Consider the following 23223-nt stretch of genomic DNA (forward strand, 5'->3'; position numbering starts at 1 on the left):
TTTTTTTATTCTTTAGAAAGTAAAGAAATTAAATTTATAGATAACTTTTATGAAAGTTTAGCTTATAAATATAAAGATATTGTCTAAAGAATAAAAAAAATATACACGTGGAATAATAAAAAATTATGTTGGATGTATGAAGTGCCATAGAGCTATCTTAAAACGCCAGTTAGGCGATAAGGGGGTAACTTTTATGACAAAAGAACAAATTATAACTAATGGGTTAACTAGTATAGAAGTAAAAAAACGACAACAAAGATATGGAAAAAATGAACTAATACCAAATCAAAAACAGAGTTTTTTTAAAAAAGTTATTAATATTATATGTGAACCTATGTTTTTACTATTGATTTTAGCAGCAGTAATATACTTTGTATTAGGAGAACCACGAGATGGAGCAGTTATGCTAATTTTTGTGGTTGGTGTTATAAGTATAGATGTAATACAGGAATGGAAAACAGATAAAACATTAAATGCACTTAAAGATTTATCTGAACCCAATATTACTGTAATTAGGGATGGAAAAGAAATTTTAATACCTAGTATAGATTTAGTGCCAGGTGATTTAATGATTATTACAGAGGGAATAAAAATTCCAGCAGATGGAGAAATACTTAAAGCAAGCGATTTATGTGTTGATGAATCCTCGTTAACTGGTGAAGCCGAAGGTGTTTGGAAAACAACTATTGAGAATTCAGAATTTTCTACAGATTATTGGAGAAATGATTATTGTTATGCAGGAACTTTAGTTATACAAGGAAGTGCTTATATATTAGTAGATAAAATAGGTTTATCTACTGAATATGGGAAGATAGGTAATGATGTGGCATCAGCACCAGAAAAACCAACGCAACTTCAAAAACAGACTGGTAGCTTAGTAAAACTATGGTCAGGAATCGCTGCTGTATTATTTATATTGGTTGGTATAATAACTTATTTTAATATTTCAGATCATGAACTTAAAGATAGAATTATTGAAAGTATTTTGTCAGGTATAACTCTTGCAATGGCAATGATACCAGAAGAATTTCCAGTTATTCTTACTGTATTCTTATCTATGGGAGCATGGAGGCTTGCTAAAAAAAAGTCACTTGTTCGTAAATTGCCATCAGTAGAAACATTAGGGGCTGTTTCAGTACTTTGTGTTGATAAAACTGGAACTATTACAATGAATAAGATGACAGTGTGTGATACTTGGTCATTTAATAAAGAAGATAACAAACTATGCTTATGTGAAATAATGGGTTTAGCATGTGAGACGGATGCATATGATCCAATGGAAAAAGCAATGTTAAATTATTGTGAAAATTTAGGAATATTAAAAAACCATTTATTTGGAGGAGAACTAATAACAGAGTATGCTTTTACTAATGAGTTAAAAATGATGGGACATGTTTGGAGGCATGATGGAGAAATTATAATTGCAGCGAAAGGGTCCCCTGAACGTATTTTAACAATTTGCAATCTCTCAGAAAAAGAACGTAAATTAACAGAAGATAAAATTATAGATATGTCTAAACGTGGATTAAGAGTTATAGCGGTAGGAGAAATGCATGTGAAAAATGAATCTGAAATACCAACAAAACTTATAGATTGTAGTCTTACACTATCAGGATTGATTGGACTTACTGATCCTCCAAGAAAATCGGTAAAAGAGGATATCTATCATTGTACACGTGCAGGAGTAAGAGTAGTTATGATTACTGGAGATAATGGCATTACTGCAAGTAGTATAGCAAAACAAATTGGTATGCCTAATAGTGAAAATATTATTACTGGTGATGAACTTAATAATATGAGTGATGAAGAATTATGTAAACGTGTGAAAGAGGTGAGTATATTTTCTCGTGTTGTGCCAGAACATAAAATGCGTATTGTTAGGGCTTTTAAAGATAATGGAGAAATTGTAGCAATGACTGGTGATGGTGTAAATGATGCACCGGCTTTAAAATATGCTGATATTGGTATAGCTATGGGGAAACATGGGTCTGAAGTTTCTCGTGAAGCTGCTGATTTAATTCTTATGGACGATAATTTTTCTGTAATTGTAGATACTATAAAAGACGGACGTAGAATATATGATAATATTCGTAAGGCTATGGGGTATGTCTTTACTATTCATATTCCAATTGCATTTGCATCATTATTAGCTCCAATGCTTAAAATTAGTTCAGCTAATCTGTTTTTATTACCAATTCATGTAGTCCTTTTAGAACTTATTATAGATCCGACGTGTTCAATTGTTTTAGAACGTCAACCAGCGGAAGATGATATTATGGAACGTAAACCTCGTAATTCAAATGAAAAAATTTTAACAACAGGTACACTTGTTAAAAATATTTTGCAGGGAATTGTAGTTTTTGTGGCTTCATTTGGTATGTACTTTATAATTCTTAATCAAGGAATTAAAGATGCAGAAGTTGCTCGTTCAATGGGACTCGTAATAATTATGATAGCAAATCTTTTTCTTGTACAAGTGAATAGTTCGGATTCAGTTTTTGTGTTAAAATCAATGAAGTATTTAATAAAGGATAAAATTATGTGGATTGTTAATATAGGAACAATACTAGGTATATTAATAATTCTATATACTCCTTTAAATGGGTTTTTAAAATTAGCACCGCTTAATATTGGACAATTTTTACTAAGTTTTGGAATTGCAGCACTATCAGTGCTTTGGTATGAAATTATTAAGTTTATTAAATGCATCTATTCTAGAACCAAATAAAGATTATATATTTCTCCTTTCCTGATGAAAAATATCCATTGAACTTTTGGATTTGTTATTTATTTTTATGTGGCTAAAACTCGTTGTGTATTTTAATGTACAACGAGTTTTATATTAATGAACAAACTTTATTGGAACTTATATATATTTTTGTTTTATGTAAATAATTTATACGATATAATATAATAAAGAAAATTGGAGAAACATTAATTTTTTTGTTATAATTAGGCTTAAAGAAAGGATTGAATTGTTATGGAAATAGGGAGAGTACGAAGTGGAAGTGTAACATCTGAAAGAAAAATTGTATCAGAAAAAAAAGATTTCTCACAAAGTTTTAATCATGCTAGAGAAAGAAAATCAGAGGAACAACTTCGAAAATTGATGGATGATATAAAGAAGAGAGGAAATAAGCTTGTATTAACAAAAACGTATGTTGATGTTGCTATGTATAAGAAGATGATAAAAGAGTATTTAGAATCTATTTTAAAGTTTATGTATGACACTAAAAAAGATATTAGTTTTTGGCAAACACAATATTTCGTTACAGTAGATACGATAGATGAAAAACTTGAAGAATTAACTAATTTACTTTTATCAGAAGAAAAAGAAAATATAAATATTGCTTCAACTATAGATGAAATTCAAGGATTAATTGTAGATATATATAGATAAATAGATTTTTTAATTAAGGATAAGGTTTTGACTTTGGCTAAAATTTATATATGTAGAAGTGTCATGGAATTATATTAAGGCACATTCAAAAAAATAATAGACTAATATGCTCGTCTATTTTGTATCATACTGTATCAGCAATTTGCTATTAACTGAGCTTAATTCTTTATCTGACACATGATATACAGAGTCTCTTTGCTTTATTATTTTATTTCATATACCTAACAAATGATATTAACTTTAAATTAGGCTAATATCATTTTTTATTTTACAGAAAATTATAGTTTTTTAAGACAGAAATTTTAATAAAATCTAAGACTAGAAAGTTTTTTAAAATTGTTAATTAAATTTGGAGTAGAAAATTTATTTTTAGTATAAATGTAAAATAATACATTTAATTATTGTTTTTTGGATATACTTAATTTTAGGTTTTAATATAATTGTGTTATTATAATCATTATTAAAGATAATTTAAGGATGTGAATTTTAATGAAAAAAATATCGATATTTTTAGTATTACTCTTATCAATCTTTATGTTTACAGGATGTACTGGTTCTAACATGACAGATGATACTAAAGAAATTAACTTTATAGTTCCAGATGGTCTTCCAGCTATATCAGTAGCTAAAATTATAAAAGAAAAACCAGAAATAAAAAAGGGATATAACGTTAAATATAACATAGAAAAAACATCGGATAATGTAGTTACATCTGTTATGAAAGGTGAGCCTGATATTGCAATAGTCCCTTCAAATTTAGCAGCTACATCTTTTAATAAAAATGGAGATTATGTAATAGCTGGAACCGTAGGTTGGGGATCATTTTTCTTAGTTTCAACTGAGGATAACCAAACAGTTGAAAGCTTAAAAGGTAAAGAAATATATAATATAGGAAAGGGATTAACTCCTGATATTATAACTAAATTGGTTTTGAAAAATAAGGGAATAGATGTTGATAAAGATATTAACTTTAGTTATGTAGGTGGAGTGACAGAGCTTTCACCAATAATATTATCTGATAAAGCTAAATATGCGGTATTACCAGAACCAGCTTTATCTAATGTTTCGAGTAAGAAAGAAAACCTAAATGTAATTTTAAATCTTAATGAAGAATGGAAAAAAGACAATAATATAGAATATGGATTTCCACAATCAACAATAATAGTAAAAAAAGATTTAGTAAGTAAAGATAAAAAATTTGTAGATAATATTTTAAAAGAAATTAAAAATAGTACTACATGGGCATATGAAGATAGAGAAGGATTAGGAACATATTGTGAAGAAATAGGAGTTTCTGCAAAAAAACCAATAATAATTTCAGCAATGGATAAATCTAATATAAAATATATAGCTATTAAGGATTCTATTAAAGAATATCAAACTTATTTTAATAAACTATATGAATTTGATAGTAATACGGTAGGAGGAAAAGTGCCAGATGAAGGAATATACATGGAGAAGTAAATTAGGTATTTTATTATCATGTTTATTTTTTTTAATAGTATGGCAAGTTTTGGCGACGATAATTAATAATGATATATATCTTCCAACAATAAATCAAATACTAGGTGAAACTAAAAATATTATTTGCAATGATGATTTCTTAAAAATAATTTTAAGTAGTTTATATAGGACAGCACTAAGTTATATTTTTGCTGTATTATTAGCTGTAGTTTTAGGGGTACTAACATTTTTGTACCCCTTTTTTAAATTTTTAATGGCACCTATTAATGCTTTTGCAAAAACTATTCCAACAATGGTATTAGTTGTTTTGGCATTAGTTTGGTTTAATAAAGATAAAGCACCGTTTGTAGTAGGATTTGCTATAATATTTCCAATATTATATGAAGGAATCTTGAGTAATCTTATAAATTTTGATAAAAAGTTGATTGAAATGCTAGATATATATGAGGTATCGTTAAATGATAGAATAAGAAGTGTATATTGGCCAATTATAAAGTTTTATTTAATAAGCATATTTGTGTCTACATTTTCATTGGCTTTTAAGGTTGTTATTGCTGGAGAAGTACATGGACAACCTAAATTTGGTATTGGCTCTGCAATACAATTAGAAAAGGTTAATTTTAATACCAGTGGAATATTTGCATGGATAGTTATAATTGCCGTAATATCAATAATTTTTGAATTTATTAATAGAATTTTTAAAAATAGTACATACAGGTGGAAGAAAAATGAAATTGGAAGTTAGAAATTTAACAAAATCTTATAATAATGAGAGAATATTTGAAAATTTTAATTTACAATTTTCAGATAAAAAAGTTAATTGTATAATAGGGGAATCGGGATGTGGTAAAAGTACTTTATTAAATATTTTAGCACATATGATTTCAATAGATGATGGTGAAATTTTAGGAATATCTCAACAAGACATAAGTTATATTTTTCAAGAAGATAGGTTAATAGACTGGCTTACAATTAAAGAAAATCTAAATCTTACTTTAAAAAAATATTATAGTGATTTGGAAAGAGAGAGTAGAATTAATAATTTGCTTGTGTCTTTGGGACTTGAAAATGTGAAAGATAGATATCCGAGTGAATTAAGTGGAGGAATGAAACAAAGAATAAATATAGCTAGAGCTTTTGGAAAACCATCAAAATTAATATTGATGGATGAGCCATTTAAATCATTAGATTATACATTAAAGTATAAAATTATAGATGAATTTAGGAGTATGCTTTTAAAAGAAAATAGAATGGTTATATTAGTTACTCATGATGTTGAGGAGGCAATATATTTTGAAGGAAATATAATAGTTTTAGGAAAAAGGCCTGTGGAAGTAAAAAGGATTTTTTCTAAAGATTTATATAATTCTAAAGAAGAAATTATTAAATTAATAAGATAGAAATTAATTAAAACATATTTTAAGATTATGTTGATATTGTAGTATAAACAAAGTTCTTAGTCTCAGGTGAAACTTGCTTTCAACTGAGGGTTAGAAATTGTTATCTTAAGAAAGGAAGGATTATATGATAAAAAAATTTATTAGTTTTTATAAACCATATAAAAAACTGTTCATTTTTGATTTGATTGCAGCATTTATAGCAGCACTATGTGATTTAGTATATCCAATGATGACTAGAACACTTATAAATGATTCTATTCCGAATAAGAATATAAGGTTAATAGTAGTGTTTGCAGTTGTACTATTACTTATATTTATGGTTAAAGCTTTGTGTGGATACTTTATGCAATATTGGGGACATGTTGTTGGGGTAAGAATGCAGGCAGATATGAGAAGAGATGTATTTAAGCATTTACAAAGGTTACCTAATAAGTATTTTGATAATAATAAAACTGGAGATATAATGTCTAGAATAATAAATGATTTAATGGATATTTCTGAGCTGGCTCATCATGGACCAGAAGATATATTTATATCTATTGTTATGCTTATAGGATCGTTTATTATACTTTGTACAATAAATATACCACTTACATTAATAATATTTGTTTTTATTCCACCAATAGTGATTTTTACAATGTTTCAAAGGAAAAGAATGAATAAAGCATTTTTAGATACTAAAGTTGAAACAGGAGCAGTAAATGCAAATCTTCAAAATAGTATTTCTGGAATAAGTATTTCTAAAGCATTTGTAAGTCATGAATCAGAAGAAGAAAAGTTTGAAATCGGAAATAAGAGGTTTATAGTCGCTAGAGAAAAAGCTTATAAGGTTATGGCAGAATATTTTGCTGGGGCTGGATTAGGTATTGATGTATTAAATTATATAGGATTAATTTGTGGTGGGATTTTTACGTTTGTTGGGATTATAGATATTGGTGACTATATGGCATATATGCTATATATAAGACTTTTTACAGATCCAATTAAAAAATTAATAAACTTTATGGAACAGTTTCAAAATGGTATAACTGGATTTGAAAGATATATGCAAATTATGAATGAAGAACAAGAAAAAGATAAAGAAGAGGCAATAAACCTATCAAATGTAAAAGGCGAAATAGAGTTTAAAAATATAGATTTTAGTTATGATGGGCAAGATATTTTAAAAGATTTTTCTATTAAAATTAAGACAGGAGAAATGCTAGCCTTAGTTGGACATTCAGGAACAGGTAAGACAACGATTTGTAATCTTATTCCTAGATTCTATGATGTAAAACGTGGAGATATATTGATAGATGGTAAGAGTATATATGATGTAAGCTTAAATTCTTTAAGAAGTAACATTGGAATAGTACAGCAAGAAGTATTTTTATTTACAGGAACAATAAGAGATAATATTTTATATGGTAAAAATGATGCTACTGAAGAGGAAATATTATCTGCTGCTAAAATGGCTAATATACATGAATTTATTGAAAACTTACCTCAAGGTTATGATACATATATTGGTGAAAGAGGAGTTAAACTATCAGGAGGGCAAAAACAACGTATTTCTATTGCAAGAGTATTTTTAAAGAATCCATCAGTTTTGATACTTGATGAAGCCACATCTGCATTAGATAATGCAACTGAACATATAATACAAGAATCACTTAAAAAATTATGTAAAGGAAGAACTACAATAGTGGTAGCTCATAGATTGTCAACAATTAAAAATGCAGATGAAATAGTTGTTATTGGGAATAAAGGAATAATTGAAAAAGGGACTCATAAACAATTGATTACTCAAAATGGAGAATATAATAAACTACAAAATATAGCATCAATTTAATATATTACCCAAAATTGCAATATTAGATTATATATAGAAAAATATTAATGCAAGGTTATAATAATAGTAATTATATTAATAAATAAACTTTATTGGAACTTATACTATTAATTAGAACAATAATTAATACAAGTGAATATTTTGATAGAAGAGATATAAAATATAATTAAGATTAATAGATTAATTAAAAAATAAATTGGAATAAAATGAATAAAAATATATACTTATATATGGATATAAGTAAGGAGGAGAATTATGATTAAGCATATAAATGATTCAGATTTTGAAAATGAAGTTTTAAATTGTGATGAATTAGTTTTAGTGGATTTTTGGGCTACTTGGTGTGGACCTTGTAGAATGTTAGCACCAGTTTTAGAAGAGTTAGATAAAGAATTTAAACATGTTAAATTTACAAAAGTAGATGTTGATAAAAATCCATTAATATCTATGCAACATGGAATTCAAAGTATACCAACTATTAAATTATTTAAAGGTGGAAAACCAGTAGAAACATCAGTTGGATTTTTACCAAAAGAAGCTTTAGAAGATTTAATCAAAAATAACCTATAGAGAATAAGGTGGTAACTATGGAAAAAAGATATGACATAGCAATAATAGGAAGTGGACCAGCAGGTCTTTCAGCAGCATTAAATGCTAAAATAAGAAACAAGAGTTTTATTATATTTGGAAATAAAAATCTAAGCTCTAAATTGCAAAAAGCTCCTAAGGTCAATAATTATTTGGGCTTTTATGGAGTAACAGGAGAAGAATTAAAGGAAAAATTTATACATCATATAAAATCTATGGATATAAATATTCAAGAAGAGCGTGTAAATAATATTTACGCAATGGGAGAATATTTTACTTTAATGGTTAATGAAAAGATGTATGAGGCTAAAACCGTAATTCTTGCTACTGGAGTGGAATATACAAAAGCACTTGAAGGTGAGGAAGAATTTTTAGGAAAAGGAGTTGGGTATTGTGCAACATGTGATGCACCTTTATACAAAGATAAAGTAGTTTCTATAATATCTTATAATAAAGAAGGCGAAAAAGATGCTTCATATGTTAGTGAATTAGCTGAATCTGTTTATTATATACCTATGTATAGAGATGTATATAATATAAATGATAAGGTAAATATTATAGAAGATAAACCAATAAAAATTATAGGAAATCAAAGAGTAGAAAAACTAGTATTAAAAGATAATGAACTAGAAACAGATGGAGTTTTTCTATTAAAAGATTCCATATCACCTAAACAACTAGTACCAGGACTTAAAATATTAGATGGGCATGTTGAAGTAGATAGAAATATGCAAACTAGTATAAAAGGTTGTTTTGCAGCTGGAGATTGTGTTGGTAAGCCATATCAATATATTAAAGCGGCAGGAGAAGGTAATATAGCAGCCTTAAGTGCAGTAGCATATTTGGATTCTTTAAAATAGTAAGGCATAACCTAAAAAATAACAAGTCCATCTGTCAAGCCTATTTTCCATTATACTGCGTGAGCAAATTTGCCTAATAGGCTTTCTATGAGACCAATCTGTTTCTTGTCTAATGAAAAAATAATCATAGCATTTTGGACTCGCTATTTTTTTCATATACCTAAATAGCTGTATTTATTACTAAATACAGCTATTATTTTTATATTCGCCTTGATGAATTTTTTATTTGTTTTTCAAAGCACGTACAGTTTTAATCTTATTGTACAAAGATTCTTTATTAGTTTCTAACGATTCTGATAAATTATCAATATCAACTAAACTTTTAGAAATATCATTAATATCAATCAATCCTTTGTTTGCTGAAATAAGTTTGTCTAATAAAGATTTATTGTTTTTTAAAGAAATAAAACCATTTAAAGTTTCTTTGAATGATTTATCATAATTCATTTTTTTATTTGTATAATAAAGTGAATTAAAAGTATGGCGATCTAAAATTTTATTAGTACCTTCTATTTTAGGTATTAAGTAGTCGTTATCAGTATAATAATTAGTATTAATCATTTTATATACCCCCCTTTAAATTACTCTACAATATATATATTCGGATACAATTAGTAAAACTTTACAAAATAAATATTTATATTAATGGACAAAATTTACATTAAATGATTTAATATTTTATAAAGGGTATTTAAAGTTGTTTATATAATAGTTAAGATTACAACATATTATATGAATTATGGGAGGGTAAAATGAATAAAAATGAAAAGGATGATATTAAAGAATTAAAGTATTTCAAATTATTGGCAAAACAATATCCTACTATAGCAGCTGCATCAACAGAAATTATAAATTTAGAGGCTATATTAAATTTGCCTAAAGGAACAGAACACTTTTTAAGTGATATTCATGGAGAATATGAACATTTTATTCATGTATTAAGAAATGCATCAGGTGTTGTAAAAAGAAAGATAGAAGACGTATTTGGGAACTCTTTATTGGAAAGTGATAAAAAAAGTTTGGCTACTTTAATATATTATCCAGAACAAAAATTAGATATAGTATTAAAAGAAGAAAAAGATATAGATGATTGGTATAAAATAATTTTAAACAGACTTATAGAGATTTGTAGATATTCTTCGTCTAAATACACAAGATCTAAAGTGAGAAAAGCATTACCAGTTGATTTTGCTTATATAATAGAAGAATTATTACATGAACAATTCAATGGTATAGATAAACAAGAATATTATGATAGAATAATAACTACAATTATTGATATAGGAAGGGCTAAAGAATTTATTATTGCTTTATCAAAACTTATACAAAGGTTAGTTATAGATAGACTTCATATAATAGGAGATATATATGATAGAGGACCAAGGCCAGATATAATATTAGATACACTTATGGATTATCATTCAGTTGATATTCAATGGGGGAATCATGATATGCTATGGATGGGGGCGGCTGCTGGGGTAAAACCGTGTATAGCAAACGTTGTAAGAATATCTACAAGATATGCAAACTTAGATTTAATAGAGGAGATATATGGGATAAATCTTTTGCCATTAGCAACATTTGCTTTAAAATATTATAAAGATGATCCATGTAAAGATTTTATACCTAAAGTAAAAGAAGAAAATTCAACCTTAAATCAGGAGATAGAATTAGTTTCAAAAATGCATAAGGCAATTACTGTTTTACAATTTAAACTAGAAAAAGAAGTTATAGATAGAAGACCAGAATTTGAATTAGAAAATAGATTACTATTAGATAAAATAGATTATAAAAAAGGAACAATAATACTAGAAGGAAAAGAATATAAATTAAATGATACTAACTTTCCTACAATAAATCCAGATAATCCTTATGAACTTACACCTGATGAAGTTATTCTTATAGATAAATTGGTATTTTCTTTTACTAATAGTGAAAAACTACAAAAGCATATTAGATTTCTTTTTTCAAAGGGAAGCATGTTTTTAAAATGTAATTCAAATCTTTTGTTTCATGGATGTATTCCTATAGATGAAAATTTTAATTTTAAAAGTATGAAGATACACGACAAAGAATATAAAGGTAAAAAATTGATGGAAAAGTTTGATTCTTTATCAAGAGAAGGTTATTTTGAAAAAGTTGATAGTCAAGGTAAACTTTATGGTATGGATATTATGTGGTATTTATGGACAGGACCTGTATCACCTCTATTTGGTAAAGAACAGATGAAGACTTTTGAAAGATATTTTATTGATGATGAAGAATCCCATATAGAAAAAAAGACATCATATTATGATTATAGAGATAGTGAAAAAATGTGTAATATAGTATTAGGGGAATTTGGATTGAAATCTAAAGAATCAATAATAATAAATGGACATGTACCTGTTAAGAAAAAAGAAGGAGAAAGTCCTATAAAAGCTAATGGGAAACTAATAGTAATAGATGGAGGATTCTCTAAGGCCTATCAAAAGCAAACAGGAATAGCAGGGTATACACTTATATATAATTCATATGGATTGCAAATAGTATCTCATGAGTACTTTTCTTCTACAGAAGAATCAATAATGCAGGAAAAAGATATTTTATCAACAATAATGGTAATAGAACAAAAGTTAAAAAGAAAAACAGTAGGAGATACTGATATAGGTATGGAATTGAAGAATCAAATTAAAGATTTGAAGGCATTATTAACAATTTATAGAAAAGGTTTAATAAAGGAAATGAGATAAATTAATATTTATAATAAAATGAGGCCATCTAAAATACATTCTTTAAGTATTTTAGATAGCCTTTTACTTTAGTTAAATATGTAATATTAACTATATCACTAAAATTATTTTTAAGTAAACATAGAATTGTCTTATTCATCATCATAGTCATCTTGAGATATTATTTTATTTAAGTAAAAATAAAATTCTACACCATTTGGAATATTTCTAAAACTAAATTTACTATTATGAAGTTGTAATATATTTTTTACTATTGATAATCCGAGCCCTGTGCTATTCTCACATCTTTGTCTAGATTTATCAATTCTATAAAATTTATCAAATAATTTATCAATCTCCTCTTCAGGTATATTAATTCCCATATTTTGAATTGATATTTTAAATTTATCATTCTCTTCATTTATACTTATATTTATAGAATTTCCATCAGGAGTGTATTTAATTGCATTAGTAATAAGGTTAGTTAATACTTGTTCCATTTGGAAAGTATCAGCATAAACATAACTATAATCATTTGAAGAAGAAAAATTTATAGTGAGATTATTTTCTTCAATATTTAAACTATGATTTTTTAAGATTTTATTTATTAATCTATTAATATTAAAAGCTTCTGGGGAAGGCTTTACAGTACCTGATTCAAGTTTTGAAAGCTCTAACATATTTGTAACTAAAGTTCCCATTTTTTGAGATTCTCCTATTATAGTTTCTAAATAGTTTAAAGCATCATCTCCAGTAACTATACCATCTTTAATTCCCTCAGCATATCCTTTAATTATTCCAATAGGAGTTTTTAGTTCATGACTAACATCAGCTATGAATTCTTTTCTCATATTTTCTAATTTTCTCTCTTTTTCAATATCTTCTTCTAACTTTTGATTTTTATGTTGCAAATCTAATAATGCTGACTGAAGATTTTTTGATAAGAAATTTAATGTTCTGGCTAAGTTACCAATTTCATCTTCACTATTAATATCACATGAAACATTAAAATTCATATTAGACATTTTATTAGCAACCGAATTTAATGTTATTAATGGTTTAGAAATTAAATTAGAATAAATTGAAGATAATATAATTGCAATAATAGTCAAACCTAAGAATAAATATATATAAAATTCATCGATAACTTTTGATGCTTCTTCAATCGGCTGAATAGAAGAAACAGATATTATGATACTATCGTTATGAGATTTTAAGGACATAGGCGCAATTATTCCTATTTTTTGAGTGCTATTATTTTGATTATAAAAATTAGTAACTTTAATTTTTGAAGAATTAATTACGTCTAAGATTAAAGATTTATTATTAATTAATTCAGTACAAAAACCAGTCAATATATTAATATCCTCTTCATTTTCGAATTTACTAGGTAAATACATTAGTTCTCCATTTAAAGAGAATATCGCTATTTTAGAGTTATTATCATTTTCAAATTTTCCAAGTGCTTGATATAAAGCATAGTCATTATTATTTTGATAAGAATAGAGTGTTTGAAATTTACTAATTTCTTTAACTAAAAATGAAGTTTTCCTATAAAAATAAAATTTTTGAAACAAAAATGATTGCGTAAAGTAAATTAATAACATTAAACCTGACATAAGGCCAAGTGTTATTATAAATAATCTTTTTGATAAACTTTTTTTCATCTATTTTACCTCAAATTTATACCCGCTACCACGTACAGTAACTATGTAAGATGCTTTATCTAATAATTTTTCTCTTAATCTTTTTATATTTGTATCCACAGTACGAATATCACCATAGTAATCAATGCCCCATACATTATCTAATATATTGTCACGACTTAAAGCTATCCCTTGATTATTAATTAAATAAATTAAAAGTTCATATTCTTTTGGAGATAGGGTAATATCTATATCATCAATTTTAACTTCATGAGAAAGCTGATTAATACTAAGACCATTAAAATTTTGTATACTAGAGTCTAGGTTTTGTCGTGTTCTTTTAAGTAAGACTTTAACTTTAGCTATTAAGACTTTAGGACTAAATGGTTTAGTTACATAATCATCAGCACCATAATCATATCCTTCAAGTTTATTTTCTTCTTCTCCTTTAGCAGTAAGCAAAATAACAGGAATACTAGATACTTCTCTAAGTTTTCTAAGCATAGTTAAACCATCCATTTTTGGCATCATTATATCTAAAATTATTAAATCAATTTTTTCTTTACTAAAGGTTATTAATCCTTCTTCACCATTAGAGGCTTCAAATACATTAAATTCATCTTTTATAAGATAGTCTCTAAGTAAAAATCTAATTTTAAGTTCGTCTTCTACAATTAAAATAGACTTTTTCATAATGTTCATCTCCCTTTTAAAGTTAAATAGCAATACTTTTCTCTATATTTTAGCATTACTTTAAGAATATATCTACATATAAGAATCTATATATATTAATGAAGTTAAAATAATGTGTTATAATTTTATTTTAGGAAGTTCAAAGAATTATACTAAAGAATTGAATTTACAATTAGACATGTTATATTAATTGAAATTTAATATGACTATAATATGTTTTATAAATTAATAGTATAATTTAATAATATAAGGCATAATCAAAAAATAACAAGTCCATCTGCCAAACCTATTTTTCATTATACTGAATTAGCAGATTTGTCTAATAGGCTTGCTATGAGACTAATCTACTTCCTTGCCTAATGAAAAATAATCAGGGCATTTTGGAGTTGTTATGTCCCTTCATATGCCTAAGCTAGAAAAAAGTTTTATATGATAGAAAAATATTAGGAGAGAATAAATGATAAAATTGAATTTTAATGCCAAAAGACACAAGTTAAATAATGGGTTAGAGGTAATAACTATAAATAAAGATACACAAATAGCCTCAATAAACATAGGAATTAAAGTGGGAGCTTTATATGAATCTTTAGAACAAAAAGGAATAAGCCATTTTGTTGAGCATTGTTTATTTAAAGGAACTGATAAGAGAGATGATAAAAAGCTTAACGATGATTTAGAATCTTTAGGTGGAGAATACAATGCATATACTGATTATGATGCAACTGTATACACAATAAGCTGTTTGATGGAAGAATTGAATAACGGAGTTAGTATATTAAGTGATATGATTATAAATTCCAAGTTTGAGGAAAGTGAAATTGAAAAAGAACGTGGTGTTATACTTGCTGAAATAAGAACAGGTAAAGATGATTTAGAAGATTATAGTTTTAAAAATGTAAATAATATTGCATTTACCCAAAGTGCGCTTAAGTATGATGTTACAGGTCTTGAAGAAAATATAAAGAAATTTACTCAAAATGAAATAATTGGTTATTATAAAGAACATTATACTCCAGAAAATTCTCTTATTACTATGGTTTCATCATTAAATCACGAAGAAGCAATAGAACTAATAAATAAAAATTTTGAATCATGGACTGGTAATAAGCCTAAAGTGTTAAATTGTATAAAAGAGAAAAATAAAAATATAACAAAAGTTACTTATAAAAAGGATATAGAACAAAGTACAATAGTATATTTATTTACATTTAATGAATTAGAAAAGGATGATGAATTGCCACTTAGAATATTAAATCATAGGCTAGGAGAAAGTGCTAATTCATTACTTTTTAGAGAAGTTAGAGAAAATAGAGGATTAGCTTATGATATATATACTCATCTAGAAATAACAAATAATATAAAAACTTTATATATATACACTTCTGTAGGAGAAGAAAATGTGGAAGAAGCTAAAATCGCAATTGACGAAACGTTGAATAATGTAATTAATGGCAAGATTGAAATAGGTGATAGAGATTTAGAAATCATGAAAAAGGTGCACAAAACAGCTGTTATATCAACTTTAGAAGATTCTTCAGAGTTATGTAATTATATATTGCATCAAGCTCTTGAAGATGAAGATATATTTGAATTTGTGAAGGATATGGAAAGATTAAATAATGTTGATAAAGGTAAAATTAATGAAGTTGCCAAAAAAGTATTGTTGAATCCAACAATCCACATATTGAAATCAAACTAAGTAGTAATTACAATAATAATTAAAGAAAATAGGATGGAAATTTACTATGGCAAAGATAACAAAATTGGAATTTCAAAAAAGAAACAAAGAAAGAGTAAATGTATTTTTAGATGAGGAATATGCATTTTCAATAAGTGCAGAATTAATATATAAAGAAGGCATTAAATTAAAAGATGAAGTTGATTTTGAAAAGCTTAAAATTTTAGCTTATAAAGATCAAATCATGAAATGTAGAGAAGCTGCTATAAGAACAATAGAAAAAAGTCATAAAACAGAGAAACAAGTTAGAGAAAAACTAATTTTAAAAGGATATGAAGAAGAAGCTATTGAAAAGGCAATTGATTTTTTAAAAGAATATAATTATTTAAATGATGAATATTATACAAAACTTTTTGTTAAAGAAAAATTAAAATCACAGGGTAGTAATAAAATTAAATATTCTTTAATGCAAAAGGGGATATCAAAAGAAATAATAGAAGAAGAATTAAATAATGTAGATAGAGAAAATGAAAAATCCATAGCAATAGATTTAGCTCAAAGAAAAATAGTAACTATTAGAAAATCTGAAAATGATAAATATAAGATATCAAACAAATTATATAGATTTTTACTTTCTAAAGGTTATGGATATGAAGTCGTTAATGAAGTTGTTAAAGAAGTTATAAATGATGAAAGTCTTAACTAAAGGAGAAATTAAATGGATAAAATTCTTTTATACAAAATGATAATTTTTGGTATAATAGGGACATCAGTACTAATTAACATAAGAAGAGTGTTGAAAAATTCCAATATTGATTATGCAATTGTTCCTATACTAGATATAATATCTAGTATAATAACGTTCGTAATAATTTTAACTAAATATGATAAAGTAAATGGTATTTTATCATATTTAATTAATAATTTCTTTACAGGTAGATATTTAACTAAAGGGATAGTTAAGATATTTGGAATTATGATTTTATTTTTTCTTATAAGATTTATAATAAGACAAGTATTTCAAATAATACAAACATTTATTTTTAGTGGTGGAAAAAAAATTATAAATCAAAGTAAGACATTATTAATTATATTTTCAATTATATTTGGAATAATTAGAGCGAGTATTTTTATATTAATAATGTTTGTTCCGATAATAATGTTTAATTCAATTCCTAATAATCATTTTAAAATTAATATTTTTAATGATATTGAATCATTTAATAAAATAGAAAATATTATAGATAAAAATAAAACAGAAATTATCAATAATGGGCTAATTCAAGATATAGCTTCAAATAAAATTATATATTATAATGGAGTTACTTTAGAAGATGGGGTAAAATCTAATAATAGTATTGATGAAAAGGCAAAAAAGATAATAGCTTCAGGTACTACTGATAGAGAAAAAGCAAAAAAATTATATTCTTGGATTGGATCTAATATAACATATGATTATGACAAAGCTAATAAAGTATTAAATGCACAAGATGTAAAAAATAGTGGAGCTATATCTGCATATCAAGAAAAAAGTGGTATATGTTTTGATTATGCATGTCTTTATGTAGCTATGTCAAGAGCAGTAGGACTTAATGTAAGACTAATAACAGGAGAAGCTTATAATGGCGAAAATTATGTGAGCCATGCATGGAATGAAGTATATTTAAGGGATGAAAATAAATGGATTAAAGTAGATCCAACATTTTATAATGCGGGTAATTATTTTGATTCAAATAATTTTGATGAAATACATAAAAAAACTAATATTGCTGGTGAATGGTAAAATAATTTAAGATAAATAAGAGGTATAGTATTAAAATACCTCTTATAAGTAATTATTATATTATAATTAAAAGTTTAGGATTGATACATGAATCATATGGGGATTTAATAAATTTAACTTCTGCTGAGTTTAGGCAAAAGAAGGTTAATAGCCTTCTCACAATCAGTATCAGTGTCGTTAAGACACCAAGCTATATTAAAAAATTGGAGAGCTTTATTTAAATCTTCTTTCATTGTATAGCAGTATCCTAAATTAAAGAAGTATTTACTTTCATGTTGAATTGCAATGGCATTTTTTAACATAGTTATTGCTTTATTAAAATCTTTTAATTTAATAAAGCAAACACCAGCATTATAATATGAACAAGCTTCATTTTGCTTTTGGATAACAGACTTTTTATAACAATCTATAGCTTTAATATAATCTTTAGAATTGTATAATTTATTTCCTTCATTAAAGTAATTCATTTTAACCTCCAAATTGTATATAGTATTAGAAAAATTACAATAAAAAATACTAAATTATATTTTAAGTATAGACAGGTATAATAAGGTATATACATATATTTAAGTGGTTGAAGGAATTTTTATATATACGTAATAAAGTTTATAGAAAATTTGTAATGAAATTAGAGTAGGTGAATTTTAATGAATAACTATAACATAGGTTTAGATATAGGATCAACAACAGTAAAGTTGGTAATTCTTAATTCTGAAAATACAACTGTATATAGTAAATATACAAGACACTTTTCAGATATTAAAAGCACAGTCGTAGAATTAATCGAAGAAAGTTATGAAAATTTAGGGAATATTAATTGTACATTAAGTGTAACAGGATCAGGTGGATTATCAGTTTCAAAATGGTTGGATGTAGAATTTGTTCAAGAGGTAATAGCTTGTTCTAAGACCGTAGAAACAATTATTCCAAAAACTGATGTTGTAATAGAATTAGGAGGAGAAGATGCTAAGATAACATATTTTAGAGGTGGATTAGAGCAAAGAATGAATGGTAGCTGTGCAGGGGGAACAGGTGCTTTTATTGATCAAATGTCTGTTTTACTTAATACAGACGCTATGGGATTAAATGAGCATGCAAAAGAATTTAAAGTAATATATCCGATTGCATCTAGATGTGGGGTTTTTGCAAAAACAGACATACAACCACTTATAAATGAAGGAGCAAATAAAGAAGATATTGCAGCATCAATTTTTCAAGCTGTAGTTAACCAAACTATAGGAGGCCTTGCATGTGGTAAACCTATTAAAGGAAATGTAGCATTTTTAGGGGGACCGTTATGTTTTCTATCAGAACTTAGAAAAAGATTTATAGAAACTTTAAATTTAACAGAAGAACAAGTTATTTTTCCTAAAAATTCGCACTTGTTTGTTGCGCAAGGAGCAGCACTTTTATCTAAAAATACTAATTCTATTACTCTTAAAGAAATAGTTAGTAAAGTAAAGAATTTATCTGGAATACAGGATAATGATTGTGAAAGATTAGAACCATTATTTGGAAACGAATCGGATTATTTAGAATTTAGAGAAAGACATGATAAAGAAAAAGTAAAAAGAGATAATCTTAGTTCATATAAGGGGGATGCATTTTTAGGAATAGATGCTGGTTCAACAACAACTAAGGTTGTTCTAATAAATGAATCTGGAGATCTTTTATATTCTCTATATGAGGGGAATGAAGGAAATCCATTAAAAAAAGTTGTTGAAATGTTAAAAGATTTATATTCTAAAATCCCTAAAGAAGTCAGAATCGTAAATTCTGCTGTAACAGGATATGGAGAAGCTTTAATTAAATCAGCACTCCATATAGATATTGGAGAAATAGAGACAATTGCACATTATAAAGCAGCAGAATATTTTTTACCAGGAGTTGATTTCATATTAGATATTGGTGGACAAGATATGAAATGCTTAAAGATAAAAAATGGAACTGTAGATAGTATTTTATTAAATGAAGCATGTTCATCAGGTTGTGGTTCATTTATAGAAACATTTGCAAAATCATTAAATATGAAAGTAGAAAATTTCGCTAAAGAGGCAATATATTCAAAGGCACCAGTTGATTTAGGTTCTAGATGTACAGTGTTTATGAATTCTAGAGTTAAACAATCACAAAAAGAAGGCGCAGAAGTTTCAGATATATCTGCCGGGCTATCATATTCAGTAATAAAAAATGCTTTATTTAAAGTCATAAAATTAAGAGATGAAAAAGAGATGGGAAATAAAATTATAGTACAGGGTGGAACTTTTTATAATGAAGCAGTACTTAGAAGTTTTGAAATAATCTCTGGGAGAAAAGCAGTTAGACCTGATATTGCAGGGCTTATGGGAGCTTTTGGTTGTGCATTGATTTCTAAAGAAAGATATGTTAATGGAAGTAAATCAACTATACTTAATAAAAATGAAATAGATAAATTTAATATGAAATCTTCTTTTGAAAGATGTGGGAAATGTGGTAATAATTGTTTACTAACAATCAATAAATTTTCTACAGATGAAGAATTTATTTCTGGAAATAGGTGTGAAAAAGCGTTAGGAATAGAAAAATCAAAAAATGATATACCTAATTTATATAAATATAAATATAAAAGAACATTTAATTATATACCACTTAAAGATAATGAAGCTAAAAGAGGAGTTATTGGAATTCCAAGAGTGCTTAATATTTATGAAAATTATCCATTTTGGTTCACATTATTAACTGATCTTGGATTTAGAGTGAAATTATCACCTTTATCAAGTAAAAAAATATATGAAATGGGGATTGAAACTATTCCTTCAGAATCAGCTTGTTATCCAGCAAAATTAGTTCATGGACATATTATGTCTCTTATACATTCAGGGATAAAGACAATATTTTATCCATGTATACCATATGAAAAAAATGAATTTAGCGATGCAAATAATAATTATAATTGTCCTATGGTAACTTCTTATCCAGAATTAATTAGAAATAATGTAGATGAATTAAATAATAAAGGAATTAATTATATAGCACCATTCTTCTCATTAGATAATGAAAAAGAATTAGCAAAAAGAATAGTAGCAGAATTTAAGGAATTTAATATTACATTAAAAGAGGCAGAACATGCTGTCTCAGTGGCAACTAAAGAAAGACAAGCTTATAAAAAGGATATTCAAAATAAGGGAGAAGAAGTTTTAAAATACTTAAAAGAAAATAATAAATATGGTATTGTTTTATGTGGTAGACCATATCATATAGATCCCGAAATAAATCATGGAATTCCTGATGTAATAGCATCATATGGAATGGCTGTATTAACAGAGGATAGTATATCACATTTAGGTGTTTTAAAAGATAAACTTAGAGTTGTAGATCAATGGACTTATCACTCTAGATTATATAGAGCAGCAGAAGTTGTTTCAGAAAATGATAATCTTGAAATAATACAATTGAATTCTTTTGGTTGCGGGTTAGATGCAGTTACAACTGACCAAGTGAATGAAATTATAAGTTCAAAAGGAAAAATTTATACATTACTTAAAATTGATGAAGGAAATAATTTAGGTGCGGCTAGAATAAGAATAAGATCATTAAAGGCAGCTATTGAAGAAAGAATTAGAAAAAATTATAAACCTGTAGAAGAAAAAATAGAATATAAAAATCCAGTGTTTACTAAAAAAATGAGAAAAACACATACAATTTTATGCCCTCAGATGTCACCTATTCATTTTGATTTAGTACAGGAGGCAGTAAGAGCTAGTGGATATAATTTAGAGGTACTTCCATCAACAGATTCAAAAGCTATTCATGAGGGATTAAAGTATGTTAATAATGATGCATGTTATCCATCTATAATAGTTATTGGTCAGATAATTAATGCTTTAAAATCAGGTAAATATGATTTAAACAACACATCAGTTATAATAAGCCAGACAGGTGGAGGATGTAGAGCTACGAATTATATTGGATTTCTAAAAATGGCATTAAAACATGCAGGATTTGAAAATATACCTGTAATTTCTCTAAATGCAGTAGGTCTAGAAAAACAACCAGGTTTTAAGATAACATTAAAACTTATAAATAGAGCTCTTATGGCTTTAGTATACGGAGATTTATTTATGAAAACTTTATATAGGACAAGACCTTATGAGAAAATTAAAGGGTCTGCAAATTCTTTATATAAAGAGTTTAATGAAAAAGTAAAAGAGAATTTAAGAAATGGAAGTAAAAGAGAATTTAAGAAAAATATAAAAAATATTATTGAAGCATTTGATAATTTACCTTTGCTTGATATTAAAAAACCACGTGTTGGAATTGTAGGAGAAATCTTAGTTAAATTCCATCCAACAGCTAATAATGACATAGTGGGTATTTTAGAAAAAGAAGGTGCAGAAGCTGTAGTACCAGATTTATTGGATTTCTTTTTCTATTCAGCACTTGATGCTACTTTTAAACATGATTATCTTGCAGGAAGTAGAGTGGAAAAAGATTTAAATAATATTGCAATTGCTTTTATGGAGACTTATAGAAAAACTATGAAAAAATCTTTAGAAAGTAGTAAAAGATTTAGTCCACCTAAGCATATACTTGAACTTGGTAAATTAGCATCACCAATATTATCGCTTGGAAATCAAACTGGAGAAGGATGGTTTTTAACAGCTGAAATGATTGAATTAATTGAAAGTAATGCTGAAAATATAGTATGTATGCAACCTTTTGCCTGTTTGCCTAATCATGTAACAGGAAAAGGTATGATGAAAAAACTTAAAGAAATATATCCAGAATCTAATATAGTTGCTATAGATTATGATCCAGGTGCTTCAAATGTAAACCAATTAAATAGAATTAAACTAATGCTTTCAGTAGCATTTAAAAAACTAGAAGAAGAAACAATACAATATAAAGAATATGAAGAAGCTGAAGAAGAAAATGGGCTTAATAAGCAAGTTAGCCTTACTTAAATAATAGAAAGACTTCCTATCAATGATTATTGTAAAAGGAAGTCTTTCTGTATAATTAAATAATATTTGTATATATTAATACTGTTTTAAAATATAACTTGAAACTTAGAATATATAAGTTTCAAGGAAGTTTATTCAGTAATATAAATATTGAAATATTAATAGTATCATAATTTAATATATATAGTTTGAAGTGGATAGTAATATAATACATATATAAATCTTT

17 protein-coding genes are annotated in these 23223 nt (G+C 26.3%); 13 read left to right on the forward strand and 4 right to left on the reverse strand.

Annotation, left to right across the window (positions count from 1 at the left end; all coding sequences use genetic code 11):
• Positions 1-193: 193 nt before the first annotated feature.
• From ACYUET_RS00575 to ACYUET_RS00610, 8 genes are all read left to right on the forward strand, one after another.
• Positions 194-2728: a cation-translocating P-type ATPase gene (locus ACYUET_RS00575; protein WP_460277098.1), complete on the forward strand. Its 2535-nt coding sequence runs from the start codon at positions 194-196 to the stop codon at positions 2726-2728.
• A gap of 252 nt (positions 2729-2980) precedes the next feature.
• Positions 2981-3400, forward strand: a complete 420-nt coding sequence (locus tag ACYUET_RS00580; RefSeq protein WP_460277099.1) for a YaaR family protein — start codon at positions 2981-2983, stop codon at positions 3398-3400.
• Positions 3401-3889: 489 nt separating this feature from the next.
• On the forward strand, positions 3890-4864 hold the full coding sequence (locus tag ACYUET_RS00585; protein ID WP_460277100.1) for an ABC transporter substrate-binding protein: 975 nt from the start codon (positions 3890-3892) through the stop codon (positions 4862-4864).
• A complete protein-coding gene (locus ACYUET_RS00590; protein ID WP_460277101.1) occupies positions 4839-5609 on the forward strand; it encodes an ABC transporter permease in 771 nt (256 codons plus the stop codon). The genes ACYUET_RS00585 and ACYUET_RS00590 overlap by 26 nt, the downstream gene beginning before the upstream one ends.
• On the forward strand, positions 5593-6264 hold the full coding sequence (locus ACYUET_RS00595) for an ABC transporter ATP-binding protein (protein WP_460277103.1): 672 nt from the start codon (positions 5593-5595) through the stop codon (positions 6262-6264). Before ACYUET_RS00590 ends, ACYUET_RS00595 begins: the two co-directional genes overlap by 17 nt.
• Positions 6265-6388: 124 nt before the next feature.
• Positions 6389-8095 carry an ABC transporter ATP-binding protein gene (locus ACYUET_RS00600; RefSeq protein ID WP_460277104.1) on the forward strand — a complete coding sequence of 569 codons (1707 nt, stop codon included), beginning with the start codon at positions 6389-6391 and terminating at the stop codon, positions 8093-8095.
• Positions 8096-8350: 255 nt separating this feature from the next.
• Complete coding sequence (gene trxA / locus ACYUET_RS00605; RefSeq protein ID WP_460277106.1) at positions 8351-8665, forward strand: thioredoxin; 315 nt, start codon at positions 8351-8353, stop codon at positions 8663-8665.
• A 17-nt stretch (positions 8666-8682) separates the two neighbouring features.
• On the forward strand, positions 8683-9543 hold the full coding sequence (locus ACYUET_RS00610; RefSeq protein WP_460277107.1) for an NAD(P)/FAD-dependent oxidoreductase: 861 nt from the start codon (positions 8683-8685) through the stop codon (positions 9541-9543).
• Between the two features lie 222 nt (positions 9544-9765).
• Here the strand turns inward: ACYUET_RS00610 and ACYUET_RS00615 are convergent, their stop codons facing one another.
• Positions 9766-10104 carry a hypothetical protein gene (locus ACYUET_RS00615; RefSeq protein WP_460277108.1) on the reverse strand — a complete coding sequence of 113 codons (339 nt, stop codon included), beginning with the start codon at positions 10102-10104 and terminating at the stop codon, positions 9766-9768.
• A 191-nt stretch (positions 10105-10295) separates the two neighbouring features.
• Between ACYUET_RS00615 and ACYUET_RS00620 the strand changes: the two genes are divergently transcribed.
• Positions 10296-12275 carry a fructose-1,6-bisphosphatase gene (locus ACYUET_RS00620; protein WP_460277109.1) on the forward strand — a complete coding sequence of 660 codons (1980 nt, stop codon included), beginning with the start codon at positions 10296-10298 and terminating at the stop codon, positions 12273-12275.
• Positions 12276-12406: 131 nt separating this feature from the next.
• Here ACYUET_RS00620 and ACYUET_RS00625 read toward each other — a convergent pair whose 3' ends face one another.
• Positions 12407-13921 carry a sensor histidine kinase gene (locus tag ACYUET_RS00625; RefSeq protein ID WP_460277110.1) on the reverse strand — a complete coding sequence of 505 codons (1515 nt, stop codon included), beginning with the start codon at positions 13919-13921 and terminating at the stop codon, positions 12407-12409.
• The gene (locus ACYUET_RS00630) at positions 13922-14593 is read right to left on the reverse strand and encodes a response regulator transcription factor (RefSeq protein ID WP_460277111.1); all 672 of its coding nucleotides are present in this window, start codon (positions 14591-14593) and stop codon (positions 13922-13924) included.
• 457 nt (positions 14594-15050) lie between these two features.
• Between ACYUET_RS00630 and ACYUET_RS00635 the strand changes: the two genes are divergently transcribed.
• Genes ACYUET_RS00635 through ACYUET_RS00645 form a run of 3 tightly spaced genes read left to right on the forward strand, consistent with a single transcriptional unit; the run spans position 15051 to position 18054 of the window.
• Complete coding sequence (locus tag ACYUET_RS00635; protein ID WP_460277112.1) at positions 15051-16292, forward strand: M16 family metallopeptidase; 1242 nt, start codon at positions 15051-15053, stop codon at positions 16290-16292.
• A 46-nt stretch (positions 16293-16338) separates the two neighbouring features.
• Positions 16339-16977 carry a recombination regulator RecX gene (gene recX, locus ACYUET_RS00640; RefSeq protein WP_460277114.1) on the forward strand — a complete coding sequence of 213 codons (639 nt, stop codon included), beginning with the start codon at positions 16339-16341 and terminating at the stop codon, positions 16975-16977.
• A 12-nt stretch (positions 16978-16989) separates the two neighbouring features.
• The gene (locus ACYUET_RS00645) at positions 16990-18054 is read left to right on the forward strand and encodes a transglutaminase-like domain-containing protein (RefSeq protein WP_460277115.1); all 1065 of its coding nucleotides are present in this window, start codon (positions 16990-16992) and stop codon (positions 18052-18054) included.
• A gap of 113 nt (positions 18055-18167) precedes the next feature.
• On the opposite strand, the gene ACYUET_RS00650 is transcribed toward ACYUET_RS00645, so the two are convergent.
• Complete coding sequence (locus ACYUET_RS00650) at positions 18168-18521, reverse strand: tetratricopeptide repeat protein (protein WP_460277117.1); 354 nt, start codon at positions 18519-18521, stop codon at positions 18168-18170.
• Between the two features lie 180 nt (positions 18522-18701).
• On the opposite strand from ACYUET_RS00650, the gene ACYUET_RS00655 reads away from it, so the two are divergent.
• Positions 18702-22997, forward strand: coding sequence for an acyl-CoA dehydratase activase-related protein (locus tag ACYUET_RS00655; protein ID WP_460277118.1), 4296 nt, complete (start codon positions 18702-18704; stop codon positions 22995-22997).
• Positions 22998-23223: the final 226 nt, after the last annotated feature.

The organism is Clostridium sp. CTA-5 (assembly GCF_054768135.1).